We start from the raw sequence: 24,551 nt of genomic DNA, 5'->3' as shown, positions 1-24,551 counted from the left end.
AGGGATTCGAACCCTCGACCCCAACCTTGGCAAGGTTGGGGCATTCCGTTTCATTGCGTTTCCCGGTGTGTCACTGCGTGCCATTGCGTGACCTAACTTATTGATTGAGTTGACAAAATAGTTGCATGGGCTTTCATTGCATGGCCCCGCGTTTCAGAAAGCGTGAAGCCTGGGTGCAGCCCGAGGAGCATGCGGATGAAGCGTGGGAACTCAGTGCGGCTGACAAGAGCCGTCGTCGACAAGGCCAAGGCGCGGCCTTCGAGCTACTTCGTCTGGGATCTGGATCAGCCGGGCTTCGGACTGCGCGTCCAGCCTTCGGGCGTGAAGGCCTTCTACGTCCAGTATCGTGTGGGACGAGGTCGAACCGCAAAGCTCGACAAGCTCAAGCTTGGCGATGCCGGGACCATGCGTGTCGAAGACGCTCGGAACGAGGCCAGGATCAAGCGTGGGCTCGCAGCGGACGGAAAAGACCCGGCGAAGGAACGTCGGGAGCTCCGGAACTCGTCGCTCGTATCGGAACTGATCGATCTTTATGAGAATGAAGGATTGTACTGCCGGACAGGTAAGCGGCAGGGGCAGCCCTTCGGCGAGAAGACTAAGTGCTACACGATGGGCCGCCTTCGCAACCACGTAGTCCCCATCCTCGGGAAGCTGAATCTCTGCAATCTGACCGAGAAGGATGTCGAGACGCTCTTCAAAAAGGTGTCCGAAGGCGCAACTGCGACCGGGGTTGGGAAGGACCGCAAGCGTGACAAAAAGGGCAAGGCCGGGAAGAGGAGCACCGGGCCCGAAGGAGGTGAGCGCAAGGCGGGTGGGGGAGACTCCGCCGGCAGGCGGTCTGAGGTCTGCGGGGGGGTGGGCGCCGCCAGGAAGGTCATCCGCGACTTCTCGTCGGTCTGTAGCTTCGCGGTCGAGCGCGGATTCATGGCGTCCAACCCGGTGCGGACTGCGAAGGTTTTCAAGGTCGACGGTGAGAGAAAGAGCTATCTGACCCTGGCCATGATCGAGCGGCTAGGCAAAGCGCTGGACGATGCAGAGCAGTTGCATGGGGTCAATCCCAAAGGCCCTGACCAGATCCGGCTTTGGCTGCTGACCGGCCTGAGGCGCGACGAGGGGGCCGGTCTGCTCTGGGACGAGGTGGACTTTGAAAGGAACCAGATCGTGCTCAAGCGCTCGAAGAGCATACCGGAGCGCCCTCTGACCCCCGAGGCACTCAAGCTTCTCATGGAAATCTGGAAGAAAACTCCGAAGGTCCGTGGAAGACCGGCCTCCATGTACGTCTTCCCTGCAGAGCACGGCATTGGCCACTACACCGGCACCAAGCGTATTCTGCCGCTACTCAAACGCCTCGCGGGTCTCGACGAACTCTTTCCGCATCTGCTGCGGCACACCCTCGGCTCGAGCGCCGTGTCCGCCGGCCTCAGCCTGCGGCTGATCGGAGCGATCCTCGGACACAAGAATCCCCGTTCGACGCTCGTCTACGCCCACGTGCAGGATAAGGCTGCGTTGGACGCTGCCGCTCCGGTCGCTTCGAGCATCGCCTGCGCCCTTGTCTCTTTCAAGTCGGATGCCATGCCGTGCAGTACGACCGCTGTCGGCCCGCCCCCTCCCCTTGTTCGGCCGCGGCAGTTCGTTCACCCCGCGGCAAGCCCGCCGGAGCAGACTACGCCCTCCTCCCGCAAGGAATCGAACCTGTGAGCGTTCCAACTGCCGCTCCTTCCGAATGGGTCGAGCTTCGGCTCGCGCCGTTCGTTCTCGGTCGGAATGTTGAGCCTTCCGAAGCCGATATGCAACGCGATGCCGATCTGATGCACTGGCTGGTCACATTGCCGAGTTTTCCCTCAAGCATATGGGTCGAATGGGATGCTGGCATCCTCTGCGCTTCCGTTCCTGACATCGCTCCCGAATGCTGTGATGCCGAGGACGAGGAGTACATCAGGAGTGCGTCGTCGCACCCTTTGGAGTTTCGGGAAGCCGCCCGTCGCAGCTTCGATCCCGAAGCAGCGGATGTCCTGTCCGGGGCCGTGGAGGCGTTCTGGGGAATCCTGGTCAAACGCTTCGCTGAACTGGTCGCGGAAGGAATCGTCGAGGTTCACGCGAGAGGGGGACCGCAACCGTCGCCGAGCCATGGTTTCAGATCGGTGCCTGCCGATCTGTGGGCATCGTCGAAGATCGACTGGGGCCCTGGCGTGGCTAGGACGCCTGACGGACATGTCTACTTCTCTGTGCGCGTCCGCAGGGTCGCTGCGGAACCGGCTGCGGCAGCCCGCTCCAGCCGAGCGAAACAGAGGCCGCAGGTCGAGGGTGCGAGTTCATCTGCTCCGCGCGAGACCTCGGGCGTTCCCGACGGATTCATGATGAACGTGCGGCAGGCCGCCGCCTTCGTGAATTTGTCCGTGAGTCAGCTCAACAAGATTCGTGTGTGTGAACAGGGGCCGCCATTCCATAGGCTTGGCAGGCGGATCCTTTATTCGAAGGCCGATCTCGTGAATTATCTGGAGCAATGCCGGACTAACGTGTTCGAAGCCGGCTCCTAGCTGTAGGCCTGCACTGATGATTGCGCGTCCGGGCAATCATCAGTGCAGGCCGCTACATCTATGCAGGGGGTGTCCGCGACTGCGTGGAGGCGTCGCAGCCGCAGGGTGAGGTGGCGTTTCTCGCAGGCGCGGCCGATCGCGCTTACGAGGCGCTCGGGCTCGAAGGGCTTCTCAATGAAGTCGTAGGCGCCACGCCGCATTGCCTCCACCGCCATCGTCACGTCGCCGTGGCCGGTGACAAGGAGGACCGGCAGGTCCGGATCTCGCCGCAGTGCCTGCTCCAGAACGTCGAGGCCGCTCATGCGCGGCATGCGCATGTCGGTTACGAGGATGCCGGGGAAGCGCTCGTCGATCTGGCCGAGCGCCGCATCCGGGTCCTCGAAGGTCTCGACGTCGTAGTCGGCGAGCGTCAGCCACTGGTGAAGCGCCTCCCGCACCGTCTCCTCGTCGTCGATGAAGAAGACTCGGTTCGATAGCTTCGCCATCGCGCTCAAGCCTCCGCCGCGGGAAGGACGAGGGTGAAAACGGCGCCGTGCGTCCCATTGCCGGCGGCGAGGCTGCCGCCGAAGTCGCGCACGATCAGCGACGACAGCGACAGGCCGAGACCAAGGCCTTCGCCGGCTGCCTTCGTTGTGAAGAAGGGATCGAAGACGTGCGGCATGTGCTCCTCGGGAATTCCGCTCCCGCTGTCGGCAACGCGCAGCTGCCAGGAGGACGCCTCCTCGCGCGCAGCGGTCAGGTCGAGCCGGCGCTCGGGCGTGTTGCGCATGGAGTCGAGGGCGTTGACCATCAGGTTCAGAATCACCTGCTCCAGCCGCACCAGCTCGGCCCGCACCATGGCGTCGGGTGGGATCGCACAGCTCACTTGAACGGATTCGGCGCGGATGCGGGCCGCGAGCAGGTCGAGGGCTGCCGCAGCGGCAACGCCGAGCCGCACCGGCTCCCAATGCTCCGGCCCGGTCTTGCGAGCGAAGACTTTGAGATGGCGAATGATCTCGCCGATGCGCTGCGTCACCTCGGTCATACGCTTGAGGTTGCGCCCGACGGTGGCGGTGTCGCCGCGCTCCAGGAAGACGGATGAGCTGGACAGGAAGGTGCGAAGCGCCGCCAGCGGCTGGTTGATCTCGTGGTTGATTGCCATGGAGATCTGCCCGAGCGCAGCGAGCCGGCCGGCATGGATCAACTCGTCTTGCGTCGCTCGCAAGGCGGCGGTGGCACGTTCCCTCTCGGTGATCTCGCCGCGCAGCCGGGTGTTGGCGGCGCTGAGATCGGCGGTCCGCTCCGCCACGCGCCGCTCCAGCGTGAGGCGCATGGCGCGTTCGCTGCGTAGCCGCTGCCGCCTTTCTTGCGCCGCGGCGAGGGCCAACGCGAGAGCGAGGCACGAGATGCCGGCGGCAAGCGCCGCGAGCAAAGCGTAACGCAGGGTGGCGTCGGTCTCGGCGACGTACAGAAGCGTCCAGCCGAGATCCGGCATCACGGTCCGCTCGACGATCCCTTACACGGCGCTCGCGCCCTGAGGGAGTTTAATCGTGCCACCGTCGGCGTCGCCCGCCAGCAGGGCGCGCAGGTCGCTATCGCCGTACTGGCGTGCCGCGCGGATGCGGGCCGTGTCGGATGGGGCGAGAGGGCGGAGCGGGCGGTACTTCCAGGAGGGCTCGCTCGCCAAGAAGACGACACCCGACGCGTCGGAGACGAGGACGTGCTCATCGGCCTGCCGCCACTCCCGCTGCAATCCTTCGAGATCAACCTTGACCACCACGACCCCGGCGATGCTGCCCTCCGGCGCCGGCACCGCCTTGCCGATGAACAGGCCAGGCCGATTCGTAGTGTTGCCAACACCAAAATAGCGCGAGGCGCCGGTCGCGACGGCCTCGGTGAAGTAGGGTCGATAGGCGTAGGAAATCCCGACGAAGCTGAGTGCTTGGTTCCAGTTGCTGGCGCTGCGGGTCAGCCCGTCCCGGTCGAGCAGGTAGATGGCGGCGACGCTCGACACGCGGGCGATGGCCTCGAACCTTGCGTTGACCGCCGCGACCCGATGGGGATCGCCGACCGCATTGAGAAGGCTGCGTACCTCGGTATCAAGGGCAAGGACGCTGGGAAGATACTGATAGCGCTCGACGGCCGAGCGCAGCACCGCCTCGCCGATGACGAGGCGCTGGCGCGCAGCGCGCCGAACCTGCTCGTGGCCGGCATCCAAGGTGACGCCGAACACCGCAAGCGTGGCCACGAAGGTGAACGACGCCAATGCCCAACGCCACGTCGAAAGGACGGCGCGGTTGCGGGTGATCCGCCGCCGCACGGCACAGGTCACGAGGCGCAGCGCTCTCATCCGATGCGAAGTCCGCTCCGATCCCGTTGCCGGCCCGTCACGGGAGGCAGCGACCGGAGCGGATCATCCTCGCGGAACGTTCCCCTGTCATCAGGGTCCGCCACCTTCCCCTGGCGGCGGGCGGGCGTGCCGTGCACACCGGCCGTGCGCGCGGTACTCGTTCGGCGACGCGGGCCGAGGCGGCACATCATGCGGCGCGCACCGTCGCGAGGAAGCGTGCGACTTCCGCCGTGAGATGCTCGGATTGGCGCGACAGTTCGGAGGACGAGGCGAGCACCTGGGCTGACGCCGAACCGGTCTCTTCGGCCGCACTCGCCACGCCCGCAATGTTAGCCGTCACCTCTCCGGTGCCGGACGCCGCCTGGGCAACGTTGCGCACGATCTCCTGCGTCGCCGCCCCCTGTTCTTCCACCGCCGCGGCGATCGAGGCGGCCACGTTCGCGATCTCTCGGATGCGCCCACCGATGCCGTCGATCGCTTGCACGGCCTGATCCGTTGAGCCCTGGATCTGGCCAATCTGCCGCCCGATCTCCTCGGTTGCCCGCGCCGTCTGGTTGGCGAGTTCCTTCACCTCCGCGGCCACCACCGCGAAGCCCCGGCCGGCCTCGCCGGCTCGTGCCGCCTCGATCGTGGCATTGAGGGCGAGCAGGTTAGTCTGGCCCGCGATCTGCGAGATCAGCGCCACCACGTCGCCGATGCGGCTCGCCGCCTGTGCCAGATCCTGAACCAGACTGGCGGTTCCGCTTGCTTCGACCACGGCCGCCTGCGCGAGCGCGGCCGAACCCGAGACCTGTCGGCCGATCTCGTCGACGGAGGAACCGAGTTCCTCGGCGGCGGCCGCCACGGTGGTAACGTTGGTGGAAGCCTCCTCGGCCGCCGCGGCGACGCTGACGGATTGGTCGGCAGTCTGACTGGCGGTGGCGCTCAGGCTCTGGGCCGTCGCCTGTAACTCGCTCGCCGCAGCCGAGACCATACCGACGATGGCGCCGATCGCGTGCTCAAAGCCGTCGGCCATCTGGCGCATCCCGGCCTTGCGTTGTTCCTCGGCCGAGGCACGGGCGAGCGCCGTCTCCTCCTCCAGTTGCCGGGTGCGGATGAGATTGTCGCGAAACACCTGGACGGCACCGGCCATCGCGCCGAGCTCGTCCCGGCGTCCTGCGCTGGGAATCTCGATCCCGGCCTCTCCACCAGCCAGCCGGAGCATGGCCTTGGTCATGCGCTCGATCGGGCGCGAGATGCCGAGGAAGCAGAAGGCCAGGGCACCTAGCGCGATCAGGGTGGAGACACAAAGCATGACGAGCGTTGCCTGCACAGCGGAGGCCTGCTCCGCGCGGATCAGCTGACCCGCAGCCTTGCTGGCCGCAACGTTGATGTCGACGAGCGCCCGTGTCGCGCTCGACACAGCGAGGTAGTTCGCGTTCATCGGACCGCGGAAGAACGCCATCGCCTCGTCGCGACGCTCTGCCGGGAAGCCGTGCAACTGGTCCCAGTCGAGGCTCGACCGGCTCAGCTTGACGACGAGATCGTCGTAGACCTTCTGCTCCTCGGGCGAAGTGATCAGCGCCCGGTATCCTTCGAGCTTGGTATTCCGGTCGCGACTGAATTCCACCGCCTTCGCCGCGCTCTCGACCTTCGCAGTCTCGCTTTCGGCGGTCATGTAGCGGAACTGCCAGAGCCGCGTCCGGATAACGAGCGCGTTGATCGTGTGTGCCTCGTTCATCGACGGTATGGCGTTATCGAGCAGGTCGTTCGTCCGCTCTGCCGTGCTGTCGAGCTTCATCAGCGTCAAGGCGCCCTGGCCTAGACACAGGAGCAGCAGAATCGAGAACAGGGCTGTAAGGATGCGCTTTATCGTCATCGGGCGGCTTTCGGAGTCAATTTAAAATATATGGCCGTGATATTAAGCCATATTTGGTGGTCATTAAAATCGCATAAATAGCCTTCCACATTGCTACTGCTATCGGGTGCGGCGATCGGAATTGATCTCAAATCATTTGCCGCAACTTCAGGTGATTGTCTCCGCCTTTTAGGGTCGCCGCAGGACGATCATCTTCTCCTGGGTCATGTCGCGCATGGTGTAAGGGATGCCGCCGATCCCGTAGCCCGAGTTGCGCCGCCCTGCGAACGGCATCCAGTCGGTGCGGAACGCGGTCGCTTCATTGATCATCACCGCCGATGCGTCGAGCCGCTCGGCGGCCCTCAGGGCAACGCCGACATCCTGCGCAAATACGCTCGCTTGGAAGGCGGAGGGCAGCGCGTTCGCCGTCGCGATGGCGGCGTCGAGGTTGTCGTAGGGGTACAGGCAGGTGACCGGGCCGAACACCTCCTCGCGCGAGAGCCGTGCCTCGCTTGAAGGAGCGCGCAGCACGGCGGGGCTCAGCGTCGTCTCGGAGAGGCGCTCGCCCCCGCTCAAAAGCGCGCCGCCACTCACCGCCTCGTCGATCCAGGCGCGGACGCGGTCGGCCTCGCGCGGCTGGATCAGCGGGCCGACCTCCGTCCCGGGGAGGAGTGGGTCGCCGGTCCGGAGTTCCGCGACCCGGCCCAGGAAGCGCTCGGTGAAGGCCGCCTCGATCTCGGCATGGACGAAGATGCGCTGCGTCGATACGCAGACCTGACCGGCGTGGTAGTAGCCGCCCTTCACCAGCGGCGCGATGATCGCGTCGAGGTCGGCGCTGTGATCGACGATGGCCGGGGCGACGCCGCCGTGCTCCAAAGCTGAGCGCGTGCCCGGCGCGAGGCGGCCGTGCAGGTGCCATCCGACGCGGGCCGAGCCGATGAAGCTGACGAAAGCGACGCGCGGGTCGGTCGCCATCGCCTCGGCGAGGTCGTTCGTCGCCGGCAGGAAGGTCTGACACCACGGCTCGGGCAGGCCGGCCTCGTGGACGAGCTGCACGAAGTCGAAGCAGGACAATGGCGTAGAGGACGCCGGCTTGACGATTACCGGGCAGCCGACGGCGATGGCGGGCGCCACCTGATGGACGATCAGGTTGAGCGGATGGTTAAAGGCAGAGATCGCTGCGACGACGCCAATCGGCTCGCGCGTCGTGAAGGCCCAGCGCCCTTCGCTCGCGGGGGTGAGCCCCATCGGGATCTCGCGGCCGGAGAGGTCGCGCAGGGCTTCCGCCGCGTTGCGCACGCCATCGACGGCGCGGTCCACCTCGATTCGTGCGTCGGTGAGCGGCTTGCCGCCCTCGCGGGAGATCTGACGGCTGAAATGGTCGCGCAGCTCGGCGATGCGGCGGGCGACCTCTTGCAGGATGGCGATCCGTACATGCGGCTTCAGCCACGCCCCGCGGTCGCGGAAGGCGCGCTCAGCGGCGACGAGCTTGCGCTCAAGGGCCGACGCGTCGTCGGTGGGCAACTCGGCGAACGGCGCGCGGTCGTAAGCCTGGACAATTTGAAGCACGGGCATACTCCTCACTCCACGGCCTTCTTTGGGGGCGCGGAGCCGGTTCGGGTTTTCGGGGCGGGTTCGCGTATGGGATCGGCGCCGCTCCGGCGGGGGCGGGGGCGGCGCCGGTTCGGGTCATTCGGCCGGTTCGAGCACCAAATCCTCGACCTTGGTGCGCAGCTCGTCGACGAGGACGCGGGTGTTCTCCGAGTAGTCGATCGGCACCGCCACGAGGTGGACGCCGCCGGCCTGGAAGGCCCGCTCTAGGGTCGACACCAGATCCTCCACCGCGCCGACCCGGTGGCCGGCGGCGCCGTAGGACTCGGCGTATTTCACGAAGTCCGGGTTCTTGAAGGTCATTCCGTAATCCGGAAATTCGTCCACCGCCTGCTTCCAGCGGATCATCCCGTAGGCCGAGTCGTCGAGGACCAGCACCACGAGGTTAAGGCCGAGGCGCACAGCGGTCTCCATCTCCTGGCTGTTCATCATGAAGCCGCCGTCGCCACACACCGCCATGACGCGGCGGTTGGGATGGAGCATTGCGGCCATCATCGCTGAGGGAAGCCCCGCGCCCATCGTGGCGAGCGCGTTGTCGAGCAGCAGCGTATTGGCGACGTAGGTGCGATAGTTCCGCGCGAACCAGATCTTGTACATCCCATTGTCGAGGCAGACGATGCCGTCCCCCGGGATGACGCTACGCACGTCGCGCACGAGACGCTGGGGCGTGACGGGGAAGCGGTCCTCGTCGTTGCGGTCGGCGATGCGCGTCAGGATGTGCTCGCGCAAATAGAGCAGCGCACCCGCGTTCGGCAGCCCTTCCTCCAGCCGGTCGGCGATCAGCTTCAGGGTGGGGCCGAGATCGCCCACTACCTCGGCGTCGGGATAGTACACCTCTTCGACATGGGCAGGCGTGTAGCTGATATGCAGCACCTTCTGCCCCAACTGTCCCATGAAGAAGGGCGGCTTCTCGACGGTGTCGTGGCCGATGGCAATGATCAGGTCGGCCGCGTCGATCGCCTCGTGCACGTAGTCGCGCTCCGACAGGGCGGCGGTGCCCATGTAGAGGCGGGTGCCGTGGGCGACTGTGCCCTTGCCCATCTGCGTGGTGAAGAACGGGATGCCGGTGCGCTGCACGAAGCCGCCGAGGTCGCTCGTGGAGCGTGGGCGGCTCGCAGCGGCGCCGAGCATGATCAGCGGACGTTTGGCCGCCCGGATCATCTGGGCGGCGCGCTCGATCGAGGTCGGGTGGGCAACCGGGATGTCGATCGGGTGGCTCGGCACGGTGTAGGCCTCGGCCTCCTCGGCCGCGATGTCCTCGGGCAGTTCCAGGAGGACGGGGCCCGGCCGTTCCTCGGAAGCGACGCGGAAGGCGTCGCGCACGATGGTCGGGATCGAGGAGGCGGAGACGATCTGTCGGGCCATCTTGGTGATCGGCTTCATCGAAGCAATCACGTCGACGATCTGGAAGCGGGCTTGCCGGGCCTTAAGGATGCCCTTCTGGCCGGTGATGATAATCATCGGCATGGCGCCGAGATGCGCGTAGGCCGCGCCCGTTGTGAAATTCAGCGCGCCCGGCCCGAGCGTCGCGAGACAGACGCCGGGCTTGCCCGTCAGGCGTCCGTAGGTAGCGGCCATGAAGGCCGCGGCCTGCTCGTGGCGGGTCAGGATTAGCTCGATGTTCGAGGTGCGCAGGCTCTCGACGATGTCGAGGTTCTCCTCGCCGGGGATGCCGAAGATGCGCTCGACGCCTTCGTTCTCGAGGGCCCGAACTAGAAGATCGGATCCTTTGGGCATGATTTCCTCCTGTTGGTCGTTTCGCCTCAATCGGTCACGTGAGGGACCGACCGCCGGCCGGGCGGGTGCTTCGCCTGCCGAGTGGGTTCGGGGGGTGAGGGGGGCGCTTTCGCGAGGCGCCCGGCTCAGGCGGCCGGGCGTAAGGGGCTCAGCCGCTTATCTGGCCGTTGCCGTCGAGGTAGCCGTACTTACGGGTGTCCGGCATCCAGAGCGAGGCCGCGAAGGCCACCGCCGCCATGGACGCAACGTAGTAAAAGAACAGGCTGTCGTTGCCGTAGTTCCTGAACGAAAGCGCCACGTATTCTGCAGTGCCGCCGAACATCGCGTTGGCGATGGCGTAGGGAAGCCCGACGCCCAGCGCCCGCACCTCGGCGGGGAATAGCTCGGCTTTCACCACGCCGCTGATCGAGGTGTAGAAGGTCGCGATTATTAGGCCCACCATGATTAGGCCGAAGGCAGCGTAGGGGCTGCTCACCGCCGAGAGCGTCGAGAGCAGCGGCACGGCGCCGACCATCGCGAGCCCGCTGAACAGGATCATGTTATTGCGTCGACCGATCCGGTCCGAGAGCAGGCCGAACAGCGGCTGCAGCACCATAAACACGACCAGCGCCAAGGTCATCACGGTCGATACCGACTTGAGGTCCAATTTGACCGTGTTGACCAGGAACTTCTGCATGTAGGTCGTCATCGTGTAGAAGTAGAGCGAACCGCCCATGGTGAAGGCAAGCGTGATCAACACCGCGCGCTTGTGCTGCATCAGCGCCCGTAGCGAACCGGCCTCCTCGCGCTGTAGCGTCTCGGTCGAGACCGATTCCTCTAGCGAGCCGCGCAGCATCATCGCGACGATGGCGGCGGCGGCGCCGATGAGGAAGGGGATACGCCAGCCCCAGGCCCGCATCTCCTCGCCGGTGAGGATGTGCTGGAGGGCGAACACCACGAGCACGGCGAGCAGCTGGCCGCCGATCAGGGTGACGTACTGGAACGATGACAGGAAGCCGCGCCGGCCCTTGCCGGCGATCTCGCTCATGTAGGTCGCCACTGTGCCGTACTCGCCGCCGACCGAGAGGCCTTGTGCGAGACGCGCCACGAGGAGCAGCACGGGGGCAAGCACGCCGATGCTCTCGTAGGTCGGCAAAAGGCCGATCATCAGCGAGCCTGCGCACATCAGGAGCACCGAGAACACCATCGAGGACTTGCGTCCGCGCCGGTCAGCGATCCGCCCGAAGATCCAGCCGCCGAGCGGGCGCATGAAGAAGCCGACCGCGAAGATGCCAGCGGTGGCGAGCAACTGCCCAGTCGGGCTGCTTGACGGGAAGAACGCGGAGGCAAAATAGATCGAGGTGAAGGCGTAGGCGTAGAAGTCGTACCATTCAACCAAGTTGCCGGACGAGGCGGCGACGATGGCCTTGATCTTCTGGCGATCCGACACTTCGGCGCGCACGGGAATCTCCCCGATTGCCACGGGCACAGCTGTGTTCATGGGCGTTCTCCCTGCTCTGGACTTCAGCCACACCAAAGCGCGGCCTTGACTGGCCTTCCGTGTAACCCGGGCCTTCAGCCTCTTATGGTCACTATCGACGGACCTGCGCAGAGTATTGGCAACAAGGATGCCAGAACGGCGCGGCGCTAAAGAGCAAAATATTTCAATTAGTTGCGTGGAATTGCCTTAACCTCGCTCGGCAAGTTTCCGCCGATCTGACTACTGGGATCGGCGGAAACTTGCCGAGCGGGACTGCGGGGCCACACTCGACTTGCCTCTTTTACTGACAAGGTCTGAACTTCGTTTTGTTCTTGAGCCGGACTGACCTGACCGGCTGGCTTTGGACCGGGCTGATTGGGAGGATCAGCCGGGACTGAAGGAGTCGGACATGCGACGAGGACAGAAGACGAGCGCGGAGCAGGTGGTGCTGAAGCTGCGACAGATCGAGGTGCAGTGACCTGACCGGTATTTTGGACCGGGCCAGGTGCGAGGCTACTGCATGGTAGTGGCCATGGGTAGCCGGTAGGCCAGATCCGGGAAGCTGACAGGCGCGGGCGGCCGGTAGCGCAGCGACGAATGCGGCCGGACACGTTTGTATGTGTTCTGCCATAGGCCAATCACGACCTGTGCTTCTCTCAGCGAGTAGAAGATCTCCTGGCGTAGGCACTCGTCACGTAGCTTTGCTCCGAGACATCCGCCTCCTTGCACGCGACGGCGATGCTCTTGCCTTGCGCCGTCTGTACCTCGATCTGGCGCAGCATCAGCACGACCTGGTCCGCGCTCGGCCTCTGTCCTCGCTTCATCCCCAACTCCTCTGATCCAGGCTGATCCTCTCAATCAGCCCGGTCCAAAGCCAGCCAGTCAGGTCAAGTGGAGCCCGCTTGAAGGTCGGAACGACTCTCGTTCAGAGCCATTGTTGCACCGCACTAGGACTAGGGACCGTACAATGAGACTGGCGCGTCGCCACTTGCTGCCTATCCTCGCTTTGGCGGGCTTCACCGTTCCTCACCGAAGCTCAGCTGCTGCACCGAGTGGCAAACCGGTCTACATCCTGAATGGGCCAAACCTGGACCTGCTCGGCAAGCGCCAGCCCGACCTCTATGGGCGTGATTCCCTGCAGGACGTGGAGCGACTGTGCCGCGAGACGGGCAATAGACTTGGCCTTGGCATCGAGTTCCGCCAGACGAACAGCGAAGGCGGCCTCGTGGACCACGTGCACGAGGCTCGCGAGAAGGCTGCGGCCATCGTCATCAATCCGGCTGCCTATGCGCATACCTCGGTAGCCCTGCAGGATGCTCTGCACGCCTGTGAGCTTCCGATCATCGAGGTACACCTGACCAACACCTTCAAGCGCGAGGCCTACCGGCACACCGACTACGCCGCTCAGGTCGCGACCGCCCAGATCAACGGCTGCGGCACCAATGGCTATCGACTTGCCCTGGAGCAGGTGCATCACCTGCTCGACAAGGCGTAGGGGGCATGACGATGCCAAGATTCTCCCGTCGTCTTCTGCTCACGGCCACGATGGCGGCCTTGGCCTGGATCGTGCCGCGTGCGGTGGCGAAGGCTGCCTCGCTCGGAACTGGGATTCGCGGCGTCGATCATATTGGCCTTGTCGTGCGGGACATAGCAGCGGCCACAGCCTTCTTGGAGGCAGCTATCGGCGCGCGGGTGATCTACGACACCCTTCCATTAGGGGCCGATCCGCAGGAAGGGCACGATGCCGAAAGCCGGCTGGGCCTGGCGTCGGGCGCACGGATCGTCGCCATCCGTATGATGCACCTCGCGAATGGGCCGGGCATCGAGCTTTTTCAGGTGGAGGCGGACGACCAGCACGGGCCTGCGCGGTCGAGCGATCTGGGCTGGCAGCACATCGCGCTGTACACGGACGACATCGACGCGGCCCTGGTTCGGTTTGCCCAGGCGGGCGGCACTGTGCTATCGAGGCCACACTCATTGCCGCCGCAGGAAGCGGGTCCCGGCAACCAGTTCTGCTACGCCCAGATGCCGTTCGGGCCACTTATCGAGTTCATCACCTACCCGCACCCGCAGCCCTATCGCGAGCAAACTGACCTACGCCGGTGGACGCCTCCGGCGTCGTAGGTGAACGCGCCGAGCCACCGTATCTTTCCAGTGAGCCACCAGCGTGCATGCAGCAAGACCAAGGCTCACTGACAGTCTGTTTGAGGTACATTCGAATTGGACCGATCTCTACCGGCTTGAACGTCCGGTTTCGGCCGCAGCTCCAAAGCCCGCTCCCCACCCCGATCCGAAATAGCCGGACGACCGACGAATGTCCGCTTATGGGAAGCTGATCTCTGGCGCAATGTTCCGCCTTCAAGGCCAAAGTTGCGTTTGAAATCAACTTGAAGTTAAAAGTGGGCCGCTTCCGACAGGGAGTGGCCCATTTGATGTTGGGCATAGACTTCCGTCAGGGGCAGGGCTGGCTTCCAGGACCGACAGGTGTGACCACCTACGCGATATCATCCTGATGACAGGAAGGTGGTCGTTGAGGAATTGCATCATCAAGTGCGCATTCGGGCGACCACCCTCACAAGGTGAGCACTCGTACCTGGCCTCCCACCGGCAAAATTTGAAATCGGATTTATGCGATTTAAAATTGACTCGATGTTTTGGGCCGCGTATCAGAGCGCCTCGCATCAGGGAGGTCCTCATGTCGCCGAGTACGTTCACGAAAGATTGGAAAAGCACCCGCGCCCTCGCGCGTGACACTGATCGAACCGAATATGTCTCGATCCTCGCGGAGCACGAAGGTGAGGAGTTCGAGATTGCAAAGTGGTCTCGATTCTCGCCCAAGCACGATGGTCACAAGGTCGAACTGTACCTTCCTGTGACGACCACCCGGTTCGGGGAGTCTCTCGGCTACATGCTCGATCACACGGTCAAGACCGGCATTGGAAAGATCGTGACGTTCCGAGATGCCCCCCGTTACGTGCTCGATCCTGGCCGCCAATGGCGCTCTTACCAAGCTGCCATTTTTGGGGTGACGCGAACTCAGTACCGAGAGGCGATCCGTTGCTCGCGCGTTGTCCAGCGCCTCCTGGACAAGGAGGGGACGGCTCTGCGCAAGGAGATCCTGTCGGCCACGTCCCGGGTTGAAGCTTTCGAAGAGGCTATGAGTGACATGCAGATCGACTACGCCGCGCAGGAGCAGGAGGTGCGGCACCTCCGGCTCGAAGTCGCACGTATCGGGGCAGAATAAGGCCTATCCTCACCCGGAAGTCCTCGAAAGAACAGGTCCAGGTGGCCTGGTACCTTCGCTTCGATGACACGGCCTTCCGGGCGACCACTACGGTCGTAAAGGCCGCAAGAGGCCTTAACCAAAACGGCGGTGAGACGACGTGCGGCTCGGACAGCGAAACGGAACCGTGCTACGCTAATCCGCGTATTAGCTTGCCAGGGGCGCTCCATGCCTGAGACATTTGGCTCGTTCATTCTTCGCACAAGGAAAGAAAAGTGCATTAGTCAAAAGGAGTTAGCTTCGAAGATCCTGCGGGAGGAAGATGGCAAGCCAATTTCGCCGCAGTACCTGAACGATATCGAGCGTGACCGCCGAAATCCCACCTCTGACCACCTGATCGAGCAGTTCGCGTCCGCCCTCAACGTTCAGGCGGAGTACCTCTTCTATCTCGCTGGTACTCTACCTCATGACGTCCGCGCGGCAGGGGCCAAGCCCGAGGAGGTTGTTCAATTCTTCAACGCCTTTCGGAAAAGCACGAGGTGAGCATGGTGCAGTGGGTGCCGGACGCGACAAGGCGCTTCTCGAAGAGGCCTCATTACGAGCCGGTGGAGATCGACCGGGAGTGCGAGGCTCTGACGGCTGCCTTCCTGCTGAAGCATCGCGGGAAGGTCGAGTACCCAATCTGCACCGATGACCTTTGTCTTCTCGTCGAGCAGCACGTCGCCTACCTCGATGTCTACTCGGATCTGTCCGCGGATGGAGCAGACGTTGAAGGGGTTACGCGCATCGAGGTCGGGAAGCCTCCGGTCGTAGAGATCACGGAGTCCTTGTCTACGAATGACCGGCGCGCCAACCGGTACCGCACCACGCTGGCCCATGAACTCGGCCACGTCAGGTTGCATGATGGCCTCTTCCAGGCCCACTTCTCGTCCGGCGACCTGCTCGTCGAGGCCGGTAGAGCGAAGATCGTTTGCAAGCGGGACACGATCCTGGATGCCCCAGTGACGGACTGGATGGAGTGGCAGGCTGGGTATGCCTCAGGGGCTTACCTGATGCCTCGGTCAGCCGTGAAGGACCTCCTTCGGCCCCGCATCGATGCCGCCGCCGCCCTGCCGCCCTTCTACGTCGCCGACCCGTTGGCACGGTCCCTGGTCGATGAGGTAGTGAGCCGGTTTGCGGTTTCCCGAGACGCCGCGCAGATCCGGCTTCTAAAGCTCGGATACGTCGTAGCGCGCCCGCCTGCACCGACGCTGTTCGGCTAGGCTCGCCTCAACGTACTTGACATCGCACAAGCCAAAACTATGCTAATCAGCGTATTAGCGGATTGGCATGAGGGGTCGATGGAGAGCGCAGAGACACCGGCCGAGAAGAAGTCGCGGCCCTACCGCGTGCTCAGCTTGGACGGCGGGGGGATGCGGGGCATCTACACCGCCGCCTTTCTGGACCGGTTGGTCACGTACTTCGCCCGCTCTCGCGGGGAAGAGGCTCTGGACCTCGGCAAAGGTTTCGACCTCATCACCGGCACGAGCACGGGCGCTATAGTTGCCGCGGCCCTGGCGGTGGGTAAGCCGCTGAGCGACGTGGTGGCGCTCTACGAGCAGCATGGGCCTGACATCTTCCCACATCGGATCAAGGGCACGGCAAGCGCGATCTACCGTGCTCTGAGAGGGCGGTCCTATGTCCGGGCCGGCGACCGAGCGTTACGGGAAGCGCTTGGGGGCGTCCTCGGTGATGTGACCATGCTCGATGTCTACGAGCGGCGCCACATCTCACTATCGATCCCCACAGTGCTGATGAAAACCCATCGCGCCTGGGTCTTCAAGAAAACGCCCAAGAGCGGTGTCCGGGACGACCTCTATCCGTTGGTGGACGTCTGCCTCGCCTCAAGCGCCGCGCCGATTTACCGTTCGCTGGCTGCGATCAGCGACCCGATGGCGACACACGGACAAAAGCAGGTCTTTGCGGACGGTGGTCTCTGGGCGAACAATCCGATTTTGGTTGGGCTGGTCGACGCGTTGATGGTGGCCGACCGGGATCAGCCGATTGAGATCTTCTCTCTGGGAACCTGCTCAAGGCCGGAGGGTGAGCACATCGAAGGGCGAAAGGCCCACCGCTCCATGCTCGAATGGAAGCTCGGGGCTGACGTCGCACCTCTGAGCATCTCCGCCCAGGAGTTCGCCTACGACAACATGGCACGACTTCTATCGAACACCCTCACAGACCTCGGTAGGCCCGTGCGCACCTTGCGCTTTCCGAAGAAGGACGTGCCTGCTGAGATGCTGAAGTTTCTCGCGCTTGATGATGCTCGAAAGGGCGCCATGGACCGTCTGGTTCAACAGGCCTGCTCAGATGCGGATATCACCAAAAGCTCCTGCGACGACCCCCGCAGTGAGGAAGGCCGGATGGTCAAGTCCCTCATGATGGACCTTCCGGTGATGCCAGCCGGCGGCATAACCTGGGAGAGCACACGATGAGAGACACCAACGACCAAGTCCGCGGCTTCCATAAAGAGCGCGTGCGGATGAACGACGACGGTAGGGCGGACATCCTGTCAAAGGCGAAGGCCAACCGAAAGCGGCTGCGCAAAGGCCTGGAGCGGGACGATAAGCCTGCCCCATTCGGATCACAGACCCAGGGCTCCTACGCCATGCGAACGATGATCCAGGATGGCGACGGGGACTTCGACATCGATGACGGCTGCTACTTCGAGAAGGGGGATCTCATCGGCGCACGCGGCGGCGACATGTCTGCCCTTGATGCGCGCAACATGGTCTGTCAGGCGCTTCAGGACGACCTCTTCAAGGACAAGCCCGAGGTGCGCAAGAACTGCGTTCGGGTTTACTACAGCGCCGGCTACCACGTGGACGTGCCCGTTTACCGGCGTATCCGCACGACGGATCCCTGGACCGGAACCGTTACCCTGACTTACGAGCTCGCGAGCGCAACCTGGAAGGCCTCCGACGCCCTAAGCGTCACCAAGTGGTTCAAGCAGCGCAACAAAGACCTCTGTGGTGACGCCTCAGCCAATGGTGACCGCGGTCAGTTCGTCAGGGTCGTGCGATTGGTCAAGGCCTTCGCCCGCAGTCGCTCGCACTGGAGGGGCAAGATCGCGAGCGGCTTCGCGCTGTCCCGGTTAGTCAGTGACCATTTCGTTGAGCGTGAGGGTCGGGACGACGAGGCGCTGCGGGATGTCCTCCGCGCGATCCGTGACCGCTTGGGCTGGAACAGCGCGGTTGATCACCCGACCCTAAACGAGCGGATCGTCGAAGCCGGGGATTCCAAGACTGCCTTCCTCCGGAAGAAGCTGATCGACAAGCTCGCCCACCTCGATGTGTTGGACGACCCCGACTGCACCCACGAGGAGGGAATGAAGGCCTGGGACGATTTCTTCTACTCCGACTACTTCTCGATGCAGCCTGATCCCGAGGACGAGAAGGACCTCGACCGGAAGACAAGCGGCCCTGCGGTCATCAAGTCCGGCGGGCACGGTTACGCGTGACCATCCACATCTCGCCGGTAGCAGTCCAACCGCTCGATGCGGTCGAGGCTTGGTTCCAAGACCTGGGACCTAGGTACATCGGCCGCATCGCGCCGGACGACATGCTCCTGCGCGGGAAACCGGCGTCGGTCGGCTGGCGACTTCGAACGCTTGGACGAGAACTCGTCACAGTCGTCGACCAAGCGTTCCCGTTCTCGCGACCGAGCGTCTACCTTTGCGACGTGACCGACCGGCTGCCGCATGTCGAACATGCTGGGAAGCTCTGCCTTCGGAATCCGGCGGTGCCTTCAGATCCGGTGACTGCGGTAGCCTCCGCTTTGGGTGAGGCACGACAACTACTGCGTGATATCGCGGCAGGCAGGGAGGAGGACGATTTCCAAGAGGATTTCGGCCTCTATTGGGCTCAGGATGCATCCGCTAGCCAAAGAGCTCGTGTCCTACTTCCCGGAAATCGGGGTACCTCCCACGGAGCTTGGTTTAGAGCTGAGAATGCGATTTATGTGTTCGCAGCGGCCTCCGAGGCGCGCCGGTGGTGGAGGCATCGTCACGGCACAGACCTCACCAAGGTGCGGCGGACCGCGACAATCGAACTGATGAGCCTGCCTCATCCCGAAAATTATCCGTCGACGGCCGACGAGTTGTGGAGCCTCGTCGAGCAGAGGTCGGAGAATGGGCTTGCGGTTCTCGGGGAGATGCTCCTGCAGACGCCCAAGAGCTTTCCGCTCGTGCTAACTGGAGCGGCACCGTCCGGCCGCCGGCATGCAGTCGTTGTATTTCTAACTCGACGTCTTGATGCCAAGGGCAGGCCCCTGAGCCGCCGCGAGCTGGAACAGGGCTGCGGTCGCGGTCAGGCCTCAGCTGGCGAACTATGTGGTCAGTACACGTTGACCCGTCTCAGGTGCGATGCTCTCGACGCGGCGAATAGTCGTCTACCCTACGTTGAGCGCAAACAGCTCGCGGAGGCTCGTGTTGCCATTATCGGATGTGGGGCCCTGGGGTCGGGCGTCGCACGGCTGCTGGCAAAGTCAGGTATCGGACACCTCGTCCTTGTGGATGCTGAAACGCTGGGCTGGGAGAATGTCCGACGCCACCATCTCGGGGCTAACTACGTTGGATGCGCGAAAGCGACCGGGCTTGCTCAGGCTATCGCGCAGGAAAATCCTGACATCGGGTCGACTACGCCTCACAACATGAGCATCCAGGCTATCTTAGCGTCCAATGCAACTGCATTGAAGGATGTTGACCTCGTCATCTCCTGTACCGCCGACTGGGCAGCAAACGCAGCGCTCGATCATCATCTATCGTCGCAGGCCCGCGGCGCTACCGTCGTGTACGCATGGATGGAAGCGCACGCGCTAGCGTCCCATGCCGTGCTGATCATGCCTGGCGGATCGTTCCGAGCAGGTTTTGATGCTGCCGGTCACCCCCGCATGGCCGCGTCCGAGACTCAGAAACCCGCTCCAGCCGAATGCGGAGGATCGACCTCGCCATTCGGCGCTATCGAATTAGCGCACGCCGAGACGCTTACGAGCCGCCTTGCCTTGGATTTTTTGCGGGGTAAGTGCGTCGACACTAGCTGGCGCACGTGGTTAGCCGATGCGACCTCCCTCGAAGACGCGGAGGGCTCCTGGACACAGGATTGGATTGCGGCACGTGGTAAGCCCGCTTCCTTAGGAGAGATGGCAGTCGGGCCGTGGTGGACGTGAAAATGGAAGCCGCGAACTTCCTCGCTGGAAACCTCCGCTTGCGTGTCACCGTCAAAGCTCTGCAGACCTTCACTGCTTACCGACAAAAGCGGTTCTACAACCGAGAGGCAGGCGGGCAGCTTTTTGGTACCGTTCGCTCTGGCAAATGGACGGTCTTAGAAGCAACGGGACCACGGAAAGGGGACCGTCGAACACGCTTTGGCTTCTGGCCCGACCGCGCCTCCGAGCAACAGGAAATCAATGCTTTTCACGTTCGTGGACTAACATACCTCGGAGATTGGCATACCCATCCTGAGGAGCAGCCGAGGCCGTCACCGAGAGACTTGGCAACCATCGCCGGCATCGTACGGGAATCAAGACACCAGCTTCCTGGCTTTCTGCTTTGTATCGTCGGACGAGCCCAGTTTCCCGCTGGCCTTTGGCTATCAATTCACACTCTTTCCGGGGAGATCAAGAAGGCCGAAGCTGCCTTGCCGTTGGCAAGTGCTGAGACCAACCCCTGATCACGCGCGATGCATGATTAACGTGCACGGTTCATGGTGACGTCACGAGAGATGCAAACCAAGCCGATTGCATTTGCGTCTCGGAACAGCGGAGGCGCTCGCCCTCGGTCCGGAACGCCTGCATGGAACGAAGAACCCGCTGTTCCATCCCATATGCCTGCACTGGGTCCGGCCAGCGATGACGCAGCCGAAGCTCCCAACGCTCGCCGAGTTCCTCGTGCGGGACGTGGAGGTTGAGCTCAGCCTGCCGGACAGCGGTATCCTGGGCATATCCAACCTTCCAGACGTTCCGGCGACCGAAGCGCATCGCGTAGGTCCAGGCTATGCGGCGAGAGCGCTGAAGCGTGAGGTGTGCGCCGAAGCCAGGGGTCTGTGCCCGAACCAAGCGGCGAGACGATCGAGCGGGCTCAGCGCAGGCCGAAGCTGCGCACGCCCTGCGAGATCGTGCCCTCGATGCCCTGCCGTTGCTCGTACAGGCGTCGGCCCTGCTCGCTCTCGTGTTGCTTGCGCGCCGCGGCCAACGCCTCGTGCTCGGCACGCGGGTGTAGGGTCAGAAGCTCGATCCGGCATGATCGAGGCCCGTTTAGCCGCCAGACACGCCGGGCGCGCCGCGCCCGGCGGATGCCGATTGACATGCCGTGCATCACGTCTTTACGATCGCTTCATTACAGCCGCACAGAGGGAATTACTATGACGACCACTCTGAATGTCCGCAACCCGCGAGCGCACGAGTTGGCCCGCGAACTGGCCCAGCGCCGCAACACCGGGATCACTGAGGCCGTCATCCAGGCCCTTGAACATGAACTAGAACGCGAGCGGGCCTCAACCCCCCTCGCCAAGCGGCTTGAAGCCCTCGCGGATCGAGCATTGGCGAAGGCCGGACCCAACCCCCAGCTTGTCACCGAAGCGGATCGCGACGCGATGTGGGCGCGCTGATGTTCATCGACACGTCCGCCTTTGTGGCGATCTTCTGCAAGGAGCCTGAAGCCGGGATCTTTGCCAACTGCATTGAGCGGGCGAAGCGCTGCTGGACCTCGCCGATGGTTCGCCTGGAAGCCTGCATGGTTCTGGCGAGCCGCCTGGATCGCGATCCGCTCGATGTCCAGGCCGACTTTGACGAGTTCCTGACCGAGGCCGGAATCAACGTCGTATCGATCAGCGACAGCATCGGCCGCATCGCCGTCGAGGCGTTCCAACGATACGGCAAGGGACGGGGCCACCCGGCACAACTCAACCTCGCGGACTGCCTGTCCTACGCCTGCGCCCGCGCCTACCGCGAACCGATCCTCTTCAAGGGCCGGGACTTCGGCCACACCGACCTCAAGAGCGCGCTCTAGCTGCATCTTGGGTCACCCGGAACGCCGGATGCTGCGCGGCGGGCTCGAACCCGCACGAGCCCGCGAACTCACCGACGACATGCGGGCCGCCGGCTTGCCGCTCTGACACCCGCCCCTGCCCACCTAGCCTTGAGGTCCCGCGCGTCGCACCCTCCCCGCACCGACGGATCACGAGCGTGCGTCCGTCTCAACGAGCGTGGTTCCCGTCTCACGCAACCTGCGCCCGCCGCACCCGGCCGTCTCGCGCATCGTGCGCCCAAACCGCCCTTCTATTGCGCGTCCGGGCAATCATCAGTGCAGGCCGCTACATCTAGCAAATGAAGCAGAGCTTCCGACTGGCGCATATGCCACGTCGGAAGCCGATGCTGTCGACCGCTACACCTGTTCCGCCGGCCAGCACCCGACTGACCTGACCGGCTGGCTTTGGACCGGGCTGATTGCGAGGATCAGCTAGGACCGAAGGAGTCGGACATGCGTCGAGGACAGAAGACGAGCGCGGAGCAGGTCGTGCTGAAGCTGCGCCAGATCGAGGTGCAGACCGCCCAGGGCAAGAGTTTGGCTTTGGCGTGCAAGGAGGCGGAGATCTCCGAGCAGAGCTGCGCGACGAGTGCCTACGCCAGGAGATCTTCTAATCGCTGAGAGAAGCACAGGTCGTGATCGGCCTATGGCAGAACACATACAACCGTGTCCGGCCGCATTCGTCGCTGGGCTACCGGCCGCCCGCGCCTGTCATCTTCCCGGATCGGGCCTGCCGGCTACCCATGGCCACTACCATGCAGTAGCCTCCCATCTGGCCCGGTCCAAAATACCGGTCAGGTCAACCCCCCTCGCCCCACCAGGGTCGCGCCCCCGGGGGCAGTCCATACCCTTACAGCTTAACCGACTGAACAGGAGTTGCCTTAGTGCTGGATTGGATGTCGCAGATTTTTGGTATTCTCGGGGTTCTTCCGTCCCAATACCAAAAAACAAGCCTCGTCTTGTCGATCCTAAGTGCGTTCTTTGGGTATTTCGCAATGGAACATCCTGTCAACATCGTCGTTATCGTATTTTCCATCTCTCTTACCGGTTTGGTGTTTATCGAAGGGCTAAGCGACGAGTTTCGAGGCGCAGTTCTTGCCATTTGGGCTTTCGTCATCTTGAGCTATTTTGCAAGTGTTTTGACCGGGTTGGTGCCAGATTTTATTTGGTGCGGCAATAACGAGGGCTCTGCTGAGGTGTGTTTGAATAGGCATATAGGTAAATGGATGGCGCGCGGGCAATAGCAGTTGTTGGACGCATTGCTTCGGGATCGTGCCCTACTCGCCGCGTTCCTCGAACCCCAGCGGGTTTCGGCCCTGCGAGTAACGATCACATCGCGATCGACCCGACCGTCGTCGATTGCCATACGCGAGGGGCGCTTTCGCTCACACCGATAGCCAAATTCCGCGCCTTCCATCTCAGGCTACTTCGGGGACAGCGGCCGTTCGAGACACACGCGATTGCGGCCGGCTCTCTTGGCGGCGTAGAGGGCCGCGTCCGCCCGGGACAGGGCGGCGTCGATCCGCTCCTCGCTGCAGACGGGGGATGCCGACTTTGCCCAATTCCATTCGATCTCTGCCGCCGTCGGCGACAGCATCCCGCCTGTGCTGGAACTGCTCCACGAGGTCGATCCGACGTTCCGCGACGTACCCCACATCGCGGACGGGCGAGCTTCGACGCAGTTCGCCTCGAACACCGGCTACAAGGTCGAGTTCCTGACGCGCAACTACGGGAAGGCCGAGTATGGCGACACTCCTGCGCGCATGCCGGCGCTCGGTGGTGCCGCTGCCCAGCCTCTGCGCTTCCTCGACTTCCTGATCCACGAGCCGGTCAAGTCGGTTCTGCTGCACAAGAGCGGCGTTCCCGTGACGGTGCCTGCTCCGGAGCGATTTGCGGTTCACAAGGTCATCGTGGCAGCCCGCCGGCTGCGCGATGCAGCCGGCTACGCGAAGAGCTCCAAGGATCTCCATCAGGCCGCAGCCCTGGCGGGTGCGCTCGCGGTGTCACGCCGTCACGCCGACCTCGCACTCGCTTGGACTGAGGCTTGGGAACGCGGTCCTACATGGCGCGAAGCACTTGAGACTGGCGTCTCGTACATGCAGCCGGAGCACCGCGACGTTCTCCAGGAGACGCTGGAAGCAGGTCTGGAAGAGATCGATGTTGACCCCGCAGAGTTCGGGTTGACTTCGAGACCGAGCGCATCCCCTCCAAGAATGTAGCCACACCGGGTCGCTCCGCCTGCATGGAAGCGTGGGCCGATAGACCGTCCGGAAACAGGAGACCTTCGCAGGAGCCCGGTCCGGGTAACTGTAGGAGCCTCCATCTTATCCGCCCCCAGCGGAGTGGTCCGCCCTTTAGTATGGCTTTCGAGCCAGTGGAGTTGCCCCGGTTTGTGGTCCACGGCCTGTGCAAGTTCTCGGGCTGTGACAGCTTGGTTGGCGAAGGCTCGGGGCGTCAAGCTGCCCAGGGCCGTGTGGGGTCGATCTTCGTTGTAGTGGCACCTCCAGTCCTTGATGCGCTCGCGGGCATCGGCCAGCGACAGGAACCACGAGGCGTTCAGGCATTCCGCCCGTAGGCGCCCGTTGAACGCTTCGATGTAGGCGTTGTCGGTCGGCTTGCCCGGTCGTGAAAAGTCGATCTCGCCTCCGTTCAGGTAGGCCCACTAGTCGAGCATGCGCCCGGCGAACTCCGGTCCATTGTCCACCCGCAGGCTCTTGGGCCGCCCCCGCAGCCGGACCAAGGCGTCCAGAGCCTC

Annotated in this window: 24 protein-coding genes and 4 pseudogenes; 17 read left to right on the top strand and 11 right to left on the bottom strand. The window is 63.6% G+C overall.

The window, feature by feature from the left end:
* The first annotated feature begins 195 nt into the window (after positions 1–195).
* Together ASF53_RS21465 and ASF53_RS26015 are read left to right on the top strand one after the other, a co-directional pair.
* Positions 196–1,698, top strand: a complete 1,503-nt coding sequence (locus ASF53_RS21465; protein WP_056203915.1) for a tyrosine-type recombinase/integrase — start codon at positions 196–198, stop codon at positions 1,696–1,698.
* Positions 1,695–2,537, top strand: a complete 843-nt coding sequence (locus tag ASF53_RS26015) for a helix-turn-helix domain-containing protein (RefSeq protein ID WP_156635741.1) — start codon at positions 1,695–1,697, stop codon at positions 2,535–2,537. Before ASF53_RS21465 ends, ASF53_RS26015 begins: the two co-directional genes overlap by 4 nt.
* Here ASF53_RS26015 and ASF53_RS21455 read toward each other — a convergent pair.
* From ASF53_RS21455 to ASF53_RS26180, 9 genes and pseudogenes are all read right to left on the bottom strand, one after another.
* On the bottom strand, positions 2,534–3,022 hold the full coding sequence (locus ASF53_RS21455) for a sigma-54-dependent Fis family transcriptional regulator (protein ID WP_056203510.1): 489 nt from the start codon (positions 3,020–3,022) through the stop codon (positions 2,534–2,536). The two genes, ASF53_RS26015 and ASF53_RS21455, sit on opposite strands and share 4 nt — an antisense overlap.
* 5 nt (positions 3,023–3,027) lie before the next feature.
* On the bottom strand, positions 3,028–4,011 hold the full coding sequence (locus ASF53_RS21450) for a sensor histidine kinase (RefSeq protein ID WP_056203508.1): 984 nt from the start codon (positions 4,009–4,011) through the stop codon (positions 3,028–3,030).
* 21 nt (positions 4,012–4,032) lie between these two features.
* Positions 4,033–4,866 carry a cache domain-containing protein gene (locus ASF53_RS21445; RefSeq protein ID WP_056203506.1) on the bottom strand — a complete coding sequence of 278 codons (834 nt, stop codon included), beginning with the start codon at positions 4,864–4,866 and terminating at the stop codon, positions 4,033–4,035.
* A 187-nt stretch (positions 4,867–5,053) separates the two neighbouring features.
* Positions 5,054–6,724, bottom strand: a complete 1,671-nt coding sequence (locus tag ASF53_RS21440; RefSeq protein WP_056203504.1) for a methyl-accepting chemotaxis protein — start codon at positions 6,722–6,724, stop codon at positions 5,054–5,056.
* A 168-nt stretch (positions 6,725–6,892) separates the two neighbouring features.
* A complete protein-coding gene (locus tag ASF53_RS21435; protein ID WP_200943293.1) occupies positions 6,893–8,278 on the bottom strand; it encodes an aldehyde dehydrogenase family protein in 1,386 nt (461 codons plus the stop codon).
* A 114-nt stretch (positions 8,279–8,392) separates the two neighbouring features.
* Complete coding sequence (locus ASF53_RS21430) at positions 8,393–10,051, bottom strand: acetolactate synthase large subunit (RefSeq protein WP_056203501.1); 1,659 nt, start codon at positions 10,049–10,051, stop codon at positions 8,393–8,395.
* 148 nt (positions 10,052–10,199) lie between these two features.
* A complete protein-coding gene (locus ASF53_RS21425; protein ID WP_056203497.1) occupies positions 10,200–11,531 on the bottom strand; it encodes an MFS family transporter in 1,332 nt (443 codons plus the stop codon).
* Positions 11,532–12,023: 492 nt separating this feature from the next.
* A pseudogene (locus ASF53_RS25385) lies at positions 12,024–12,209 on the bottom strand (integrase core domain-containing protein); the annotation flags it as partial.
* Positions 12,167–12,334: a hypothetical protein gene (locus ASF53_RS26180; protein ID WP_056203495.1), complete on the bottom strand. Its 168-nt coding sequence runs from the start codon at positions 12,332–12,334 to the stop codon at positions 12,167–12,169. The gene ASF53_RS26180 and the pseudogene ASF53_RS25385, both read right to left, overlap by 43 nt.
* 143 nt (positions 12,335–12,477) lie before the next feature.
* Here ASF53_RS26180 and ASF53_RS21415 point away from each other — a divergent pair, with 143 nt between their 5' ends.
* From ASF53_RS21415 to ASF53_RS27045, 9 genes are all read left to right on the top strand, one after another.
* On the top strand, positions 12,478–13,005 hold the full coding sequence (locus ASF53_RS21415) for a type II 3-dehydroquinate dehydratase (protein ID WP_082482904.1): 528 nt from the start codon (positions 12,478–12,480) through the stop codon (positions 13,003–13,005).
* Positions 13,006–13,064: 59 nt separating this feature from the next.
* On the top strand, positions 13,065–13,634 hold the full coding sequence (locus ASF53_RS21410; RefSeq protein WP_200943291.1) for a VOC family protein: 570 nt from the start codon (positions 13,065–13,067) through the stop codon (positions 13,632–13,634).
* A gap of 571 nt (positions 13,635–14,205) precedes the next feature.
* The gene (locus tag ASF53_RS21405) at positions 14,206–14,754 is read left to right on the top strand and encodes a hypothetical protein (RefSeq protein WP_056203489.1); all 549 of its coding nucleotides are present in this window, start codon (positions 14,206–14,208) and stop codon (positions 14,752–14,754) included.
* Between the two features lie 207 nt (positions 14,755–14,961).
* Positions 14,962–15,276 carry a helix-turn-helix domain-containing protein gene (locus tag ASF53_RS21400; protein ID WP_056203486.1) on the top strand — a complete coding sequence of 105 codons (315 nt, stop codon included), beginning with the start codon at positions 14,962–14,964 and terminating at the stop codon, positions 15,274–15,276.
* A gap of 2 nt (positions 15,277–15,278) precedes the next feature.
* The gene (locus ASF53_RS21395) at positions 15,279–15,995 is read left to right on the top strand and encodes an ImmA/IrrE family metallo-endopeptidase (protein WP_056203483.1); all 717 of its coding nucleotides are present in this window, start codon (positions 15,279–15,281) and stop codon (positions 15,993–15,995) included.
* 78 nt (positions 15,996–16,073) lie between these two features.
* Positions 16,074–17,207 carry a patatin-like phospholipase family protein gene (locus ASF53_RS21390; RefSeq protein WP_082482902.1) on the top strand — a complete coding sequence of 378 codons (1,134 nt, stop codon included), beginning with the start codon at positions 16,074–16,076 and terminating at the stop codon, positions 17,205–17,207.
* Entirely contained in the window at positions 17,204–18,232 is a 1,029-nt protein-coding gene (locus ASF53_RS21385; protein WP_056203479.1) for a cyclic GMP-AMP synthase DncV-like nucleotidyltransferase, read from the top strand. Before ASF53_RS21390 ends, ASF53_RS21385 begins: the two co-directional genes overlap by 4 nt.
* Complete coding sequence (locus ASF53_RS25380) at positions 18,229–19,938, top strand: ThiF family adenylyltransferase (protein WP_082482900.1); 1,710 nt, start codon at positions 18,229–18,231, stop codon at positions 19,936–19,938. Before ASF53_RS21385 ends, ASF53_RS25380 begins: the two co-directional genes overlap by 4 nt.
* A gap of 2 nt (positions 19,939–19,940) precedes the next feature.
* Positions 19,941–20,441 carry a Mov34/MPN/PAD-1 family protein gene (locus ASF53_RS27045; RefSeq protein WP_082482899.1) on the top strand — a complete coding sequence of 167 codons (501 nt, stop codon included), beginning with the start codon at positions 19,941–19,943 and terminating at the stop codon, positions 20,439–20,441.
* Positions 20,442–20,762: 321 nt separating this feature from the next.
* Here the strand turns inward: ASF53_RS27045 and ASF53_RS25370 are convergent.
* Positions 20,763–20,995 (bottom strand): annotated as a pseudogene (locus ASF53_RS25370) (transposase); the annotation flags it as partial.
* Positions 20,996–21,131: 136 nt separating this feature from the next.
* On the opposite strand from ASF53_RS25370, the gene ASF53_RS21380 reads away from it, so the two are divergent.
* The 6 genes and pseudogenes from ASF53_RS21380 to ASF53_RS21365 all read left to right on the top strand — a co-directional run bounded on the left by ASF53_RS21380 (position 21,132) and on the right by ASF53_RS21365 (position 24,015).
* The gene (locus ASF53_RS21380) at positions 21,132–21,377 is read left to right on the top strand and encodes a type II toxin-antitoxin system VapB family antitoxin (RefSeq protein WP_056203476.1); all 246 of its coding nucleotides are present in this window, start codon (positions 21,132–21,134) and stop codon (positions 21,375–21,377) included.
* The gene (locus tag ASF53_RS21375) at positions 21,377–21,778 is read left to right on the top strand and encodes a type II toxin-antitoxin system VapC family toxin (protein WP_056203902.1); all 402 of its coding nucleotides are present in this window, start codon (positions 21,377–21,379) and stop codon (positions 21,776–21,778) included. Before ASF53_RS21380 ends, ASF53_RS21375 begins: the two co-directional genes overlap by 1 nt.
* Positions 21,779–22,249: 471 nt before the next feature.
* On the top strand, positions 22,250–22,417 hold the full coding sequence (locus ASF53_RS26175; protein ID WP_056203472.1) for a hypothetical protein: 168 nt from the start codon (positions 22,250–22,252) through the stop codon (positions 22,415–22,417).
* Positions 22,372–22,560: pseudogene (locus ASF53_RS25365) on the top strand (integrase core domain-containing protein); the annotation flags it as partial. The gene ASF53_RS26175 and the pseudogene ASF53_RS25365, both read left to right, overlap by 46 nt.
* A 120-nt stretch (positions 22,561–22,680) precedes the next feature.
* Positions 22,681–23,040: a hypothetical protein gene (locus ASF53_RS26005; protein ID WP_156635737.1), complete on the top strand. Its 360-nt coding sequence runs from the start codon at positions 22,681–22,683 to the stop codon at positions 23,038–23,040.
* Between the two features lie 276 nt (positions 23,041–23,316).
* Positions 23,317–24,015, top strand: coding sequence for a GSU2403 family nucleotidyltransferase fold protein (locus ASF53_RS21365; RefSeq protein WP_082482895.1), 699 nt, complete (start codon positions 23,317–23,319; stop codon positions 24,013–24,015).
* Between the two features lie 212 nt (positions 24,016–24,227).
* Here ASF53_RS21365 and ASF53_RS25360 read toward each other — a convergent pair.
* Positions 24,228–24,551, bottom strand: a pseudogene (locus tag ASF53_RS25360) (integrase core domain-containing protein); the annotation flags it as partial.

Origin of the sequence: Methylobacterium sp. Leaf123 (genome assembly GCF_001423405.1) — a bacterium.
In the GTDB taxonomy this organism is placed as follows: Bacteria; Pseudomonadota; Alphaproteobacteria; order Rhizobiales; family Beijerinckiaceae; genus Methylobacterium.
This window is presented reverse-complemented; position numbering and strand designations above follow the sequence as displayed.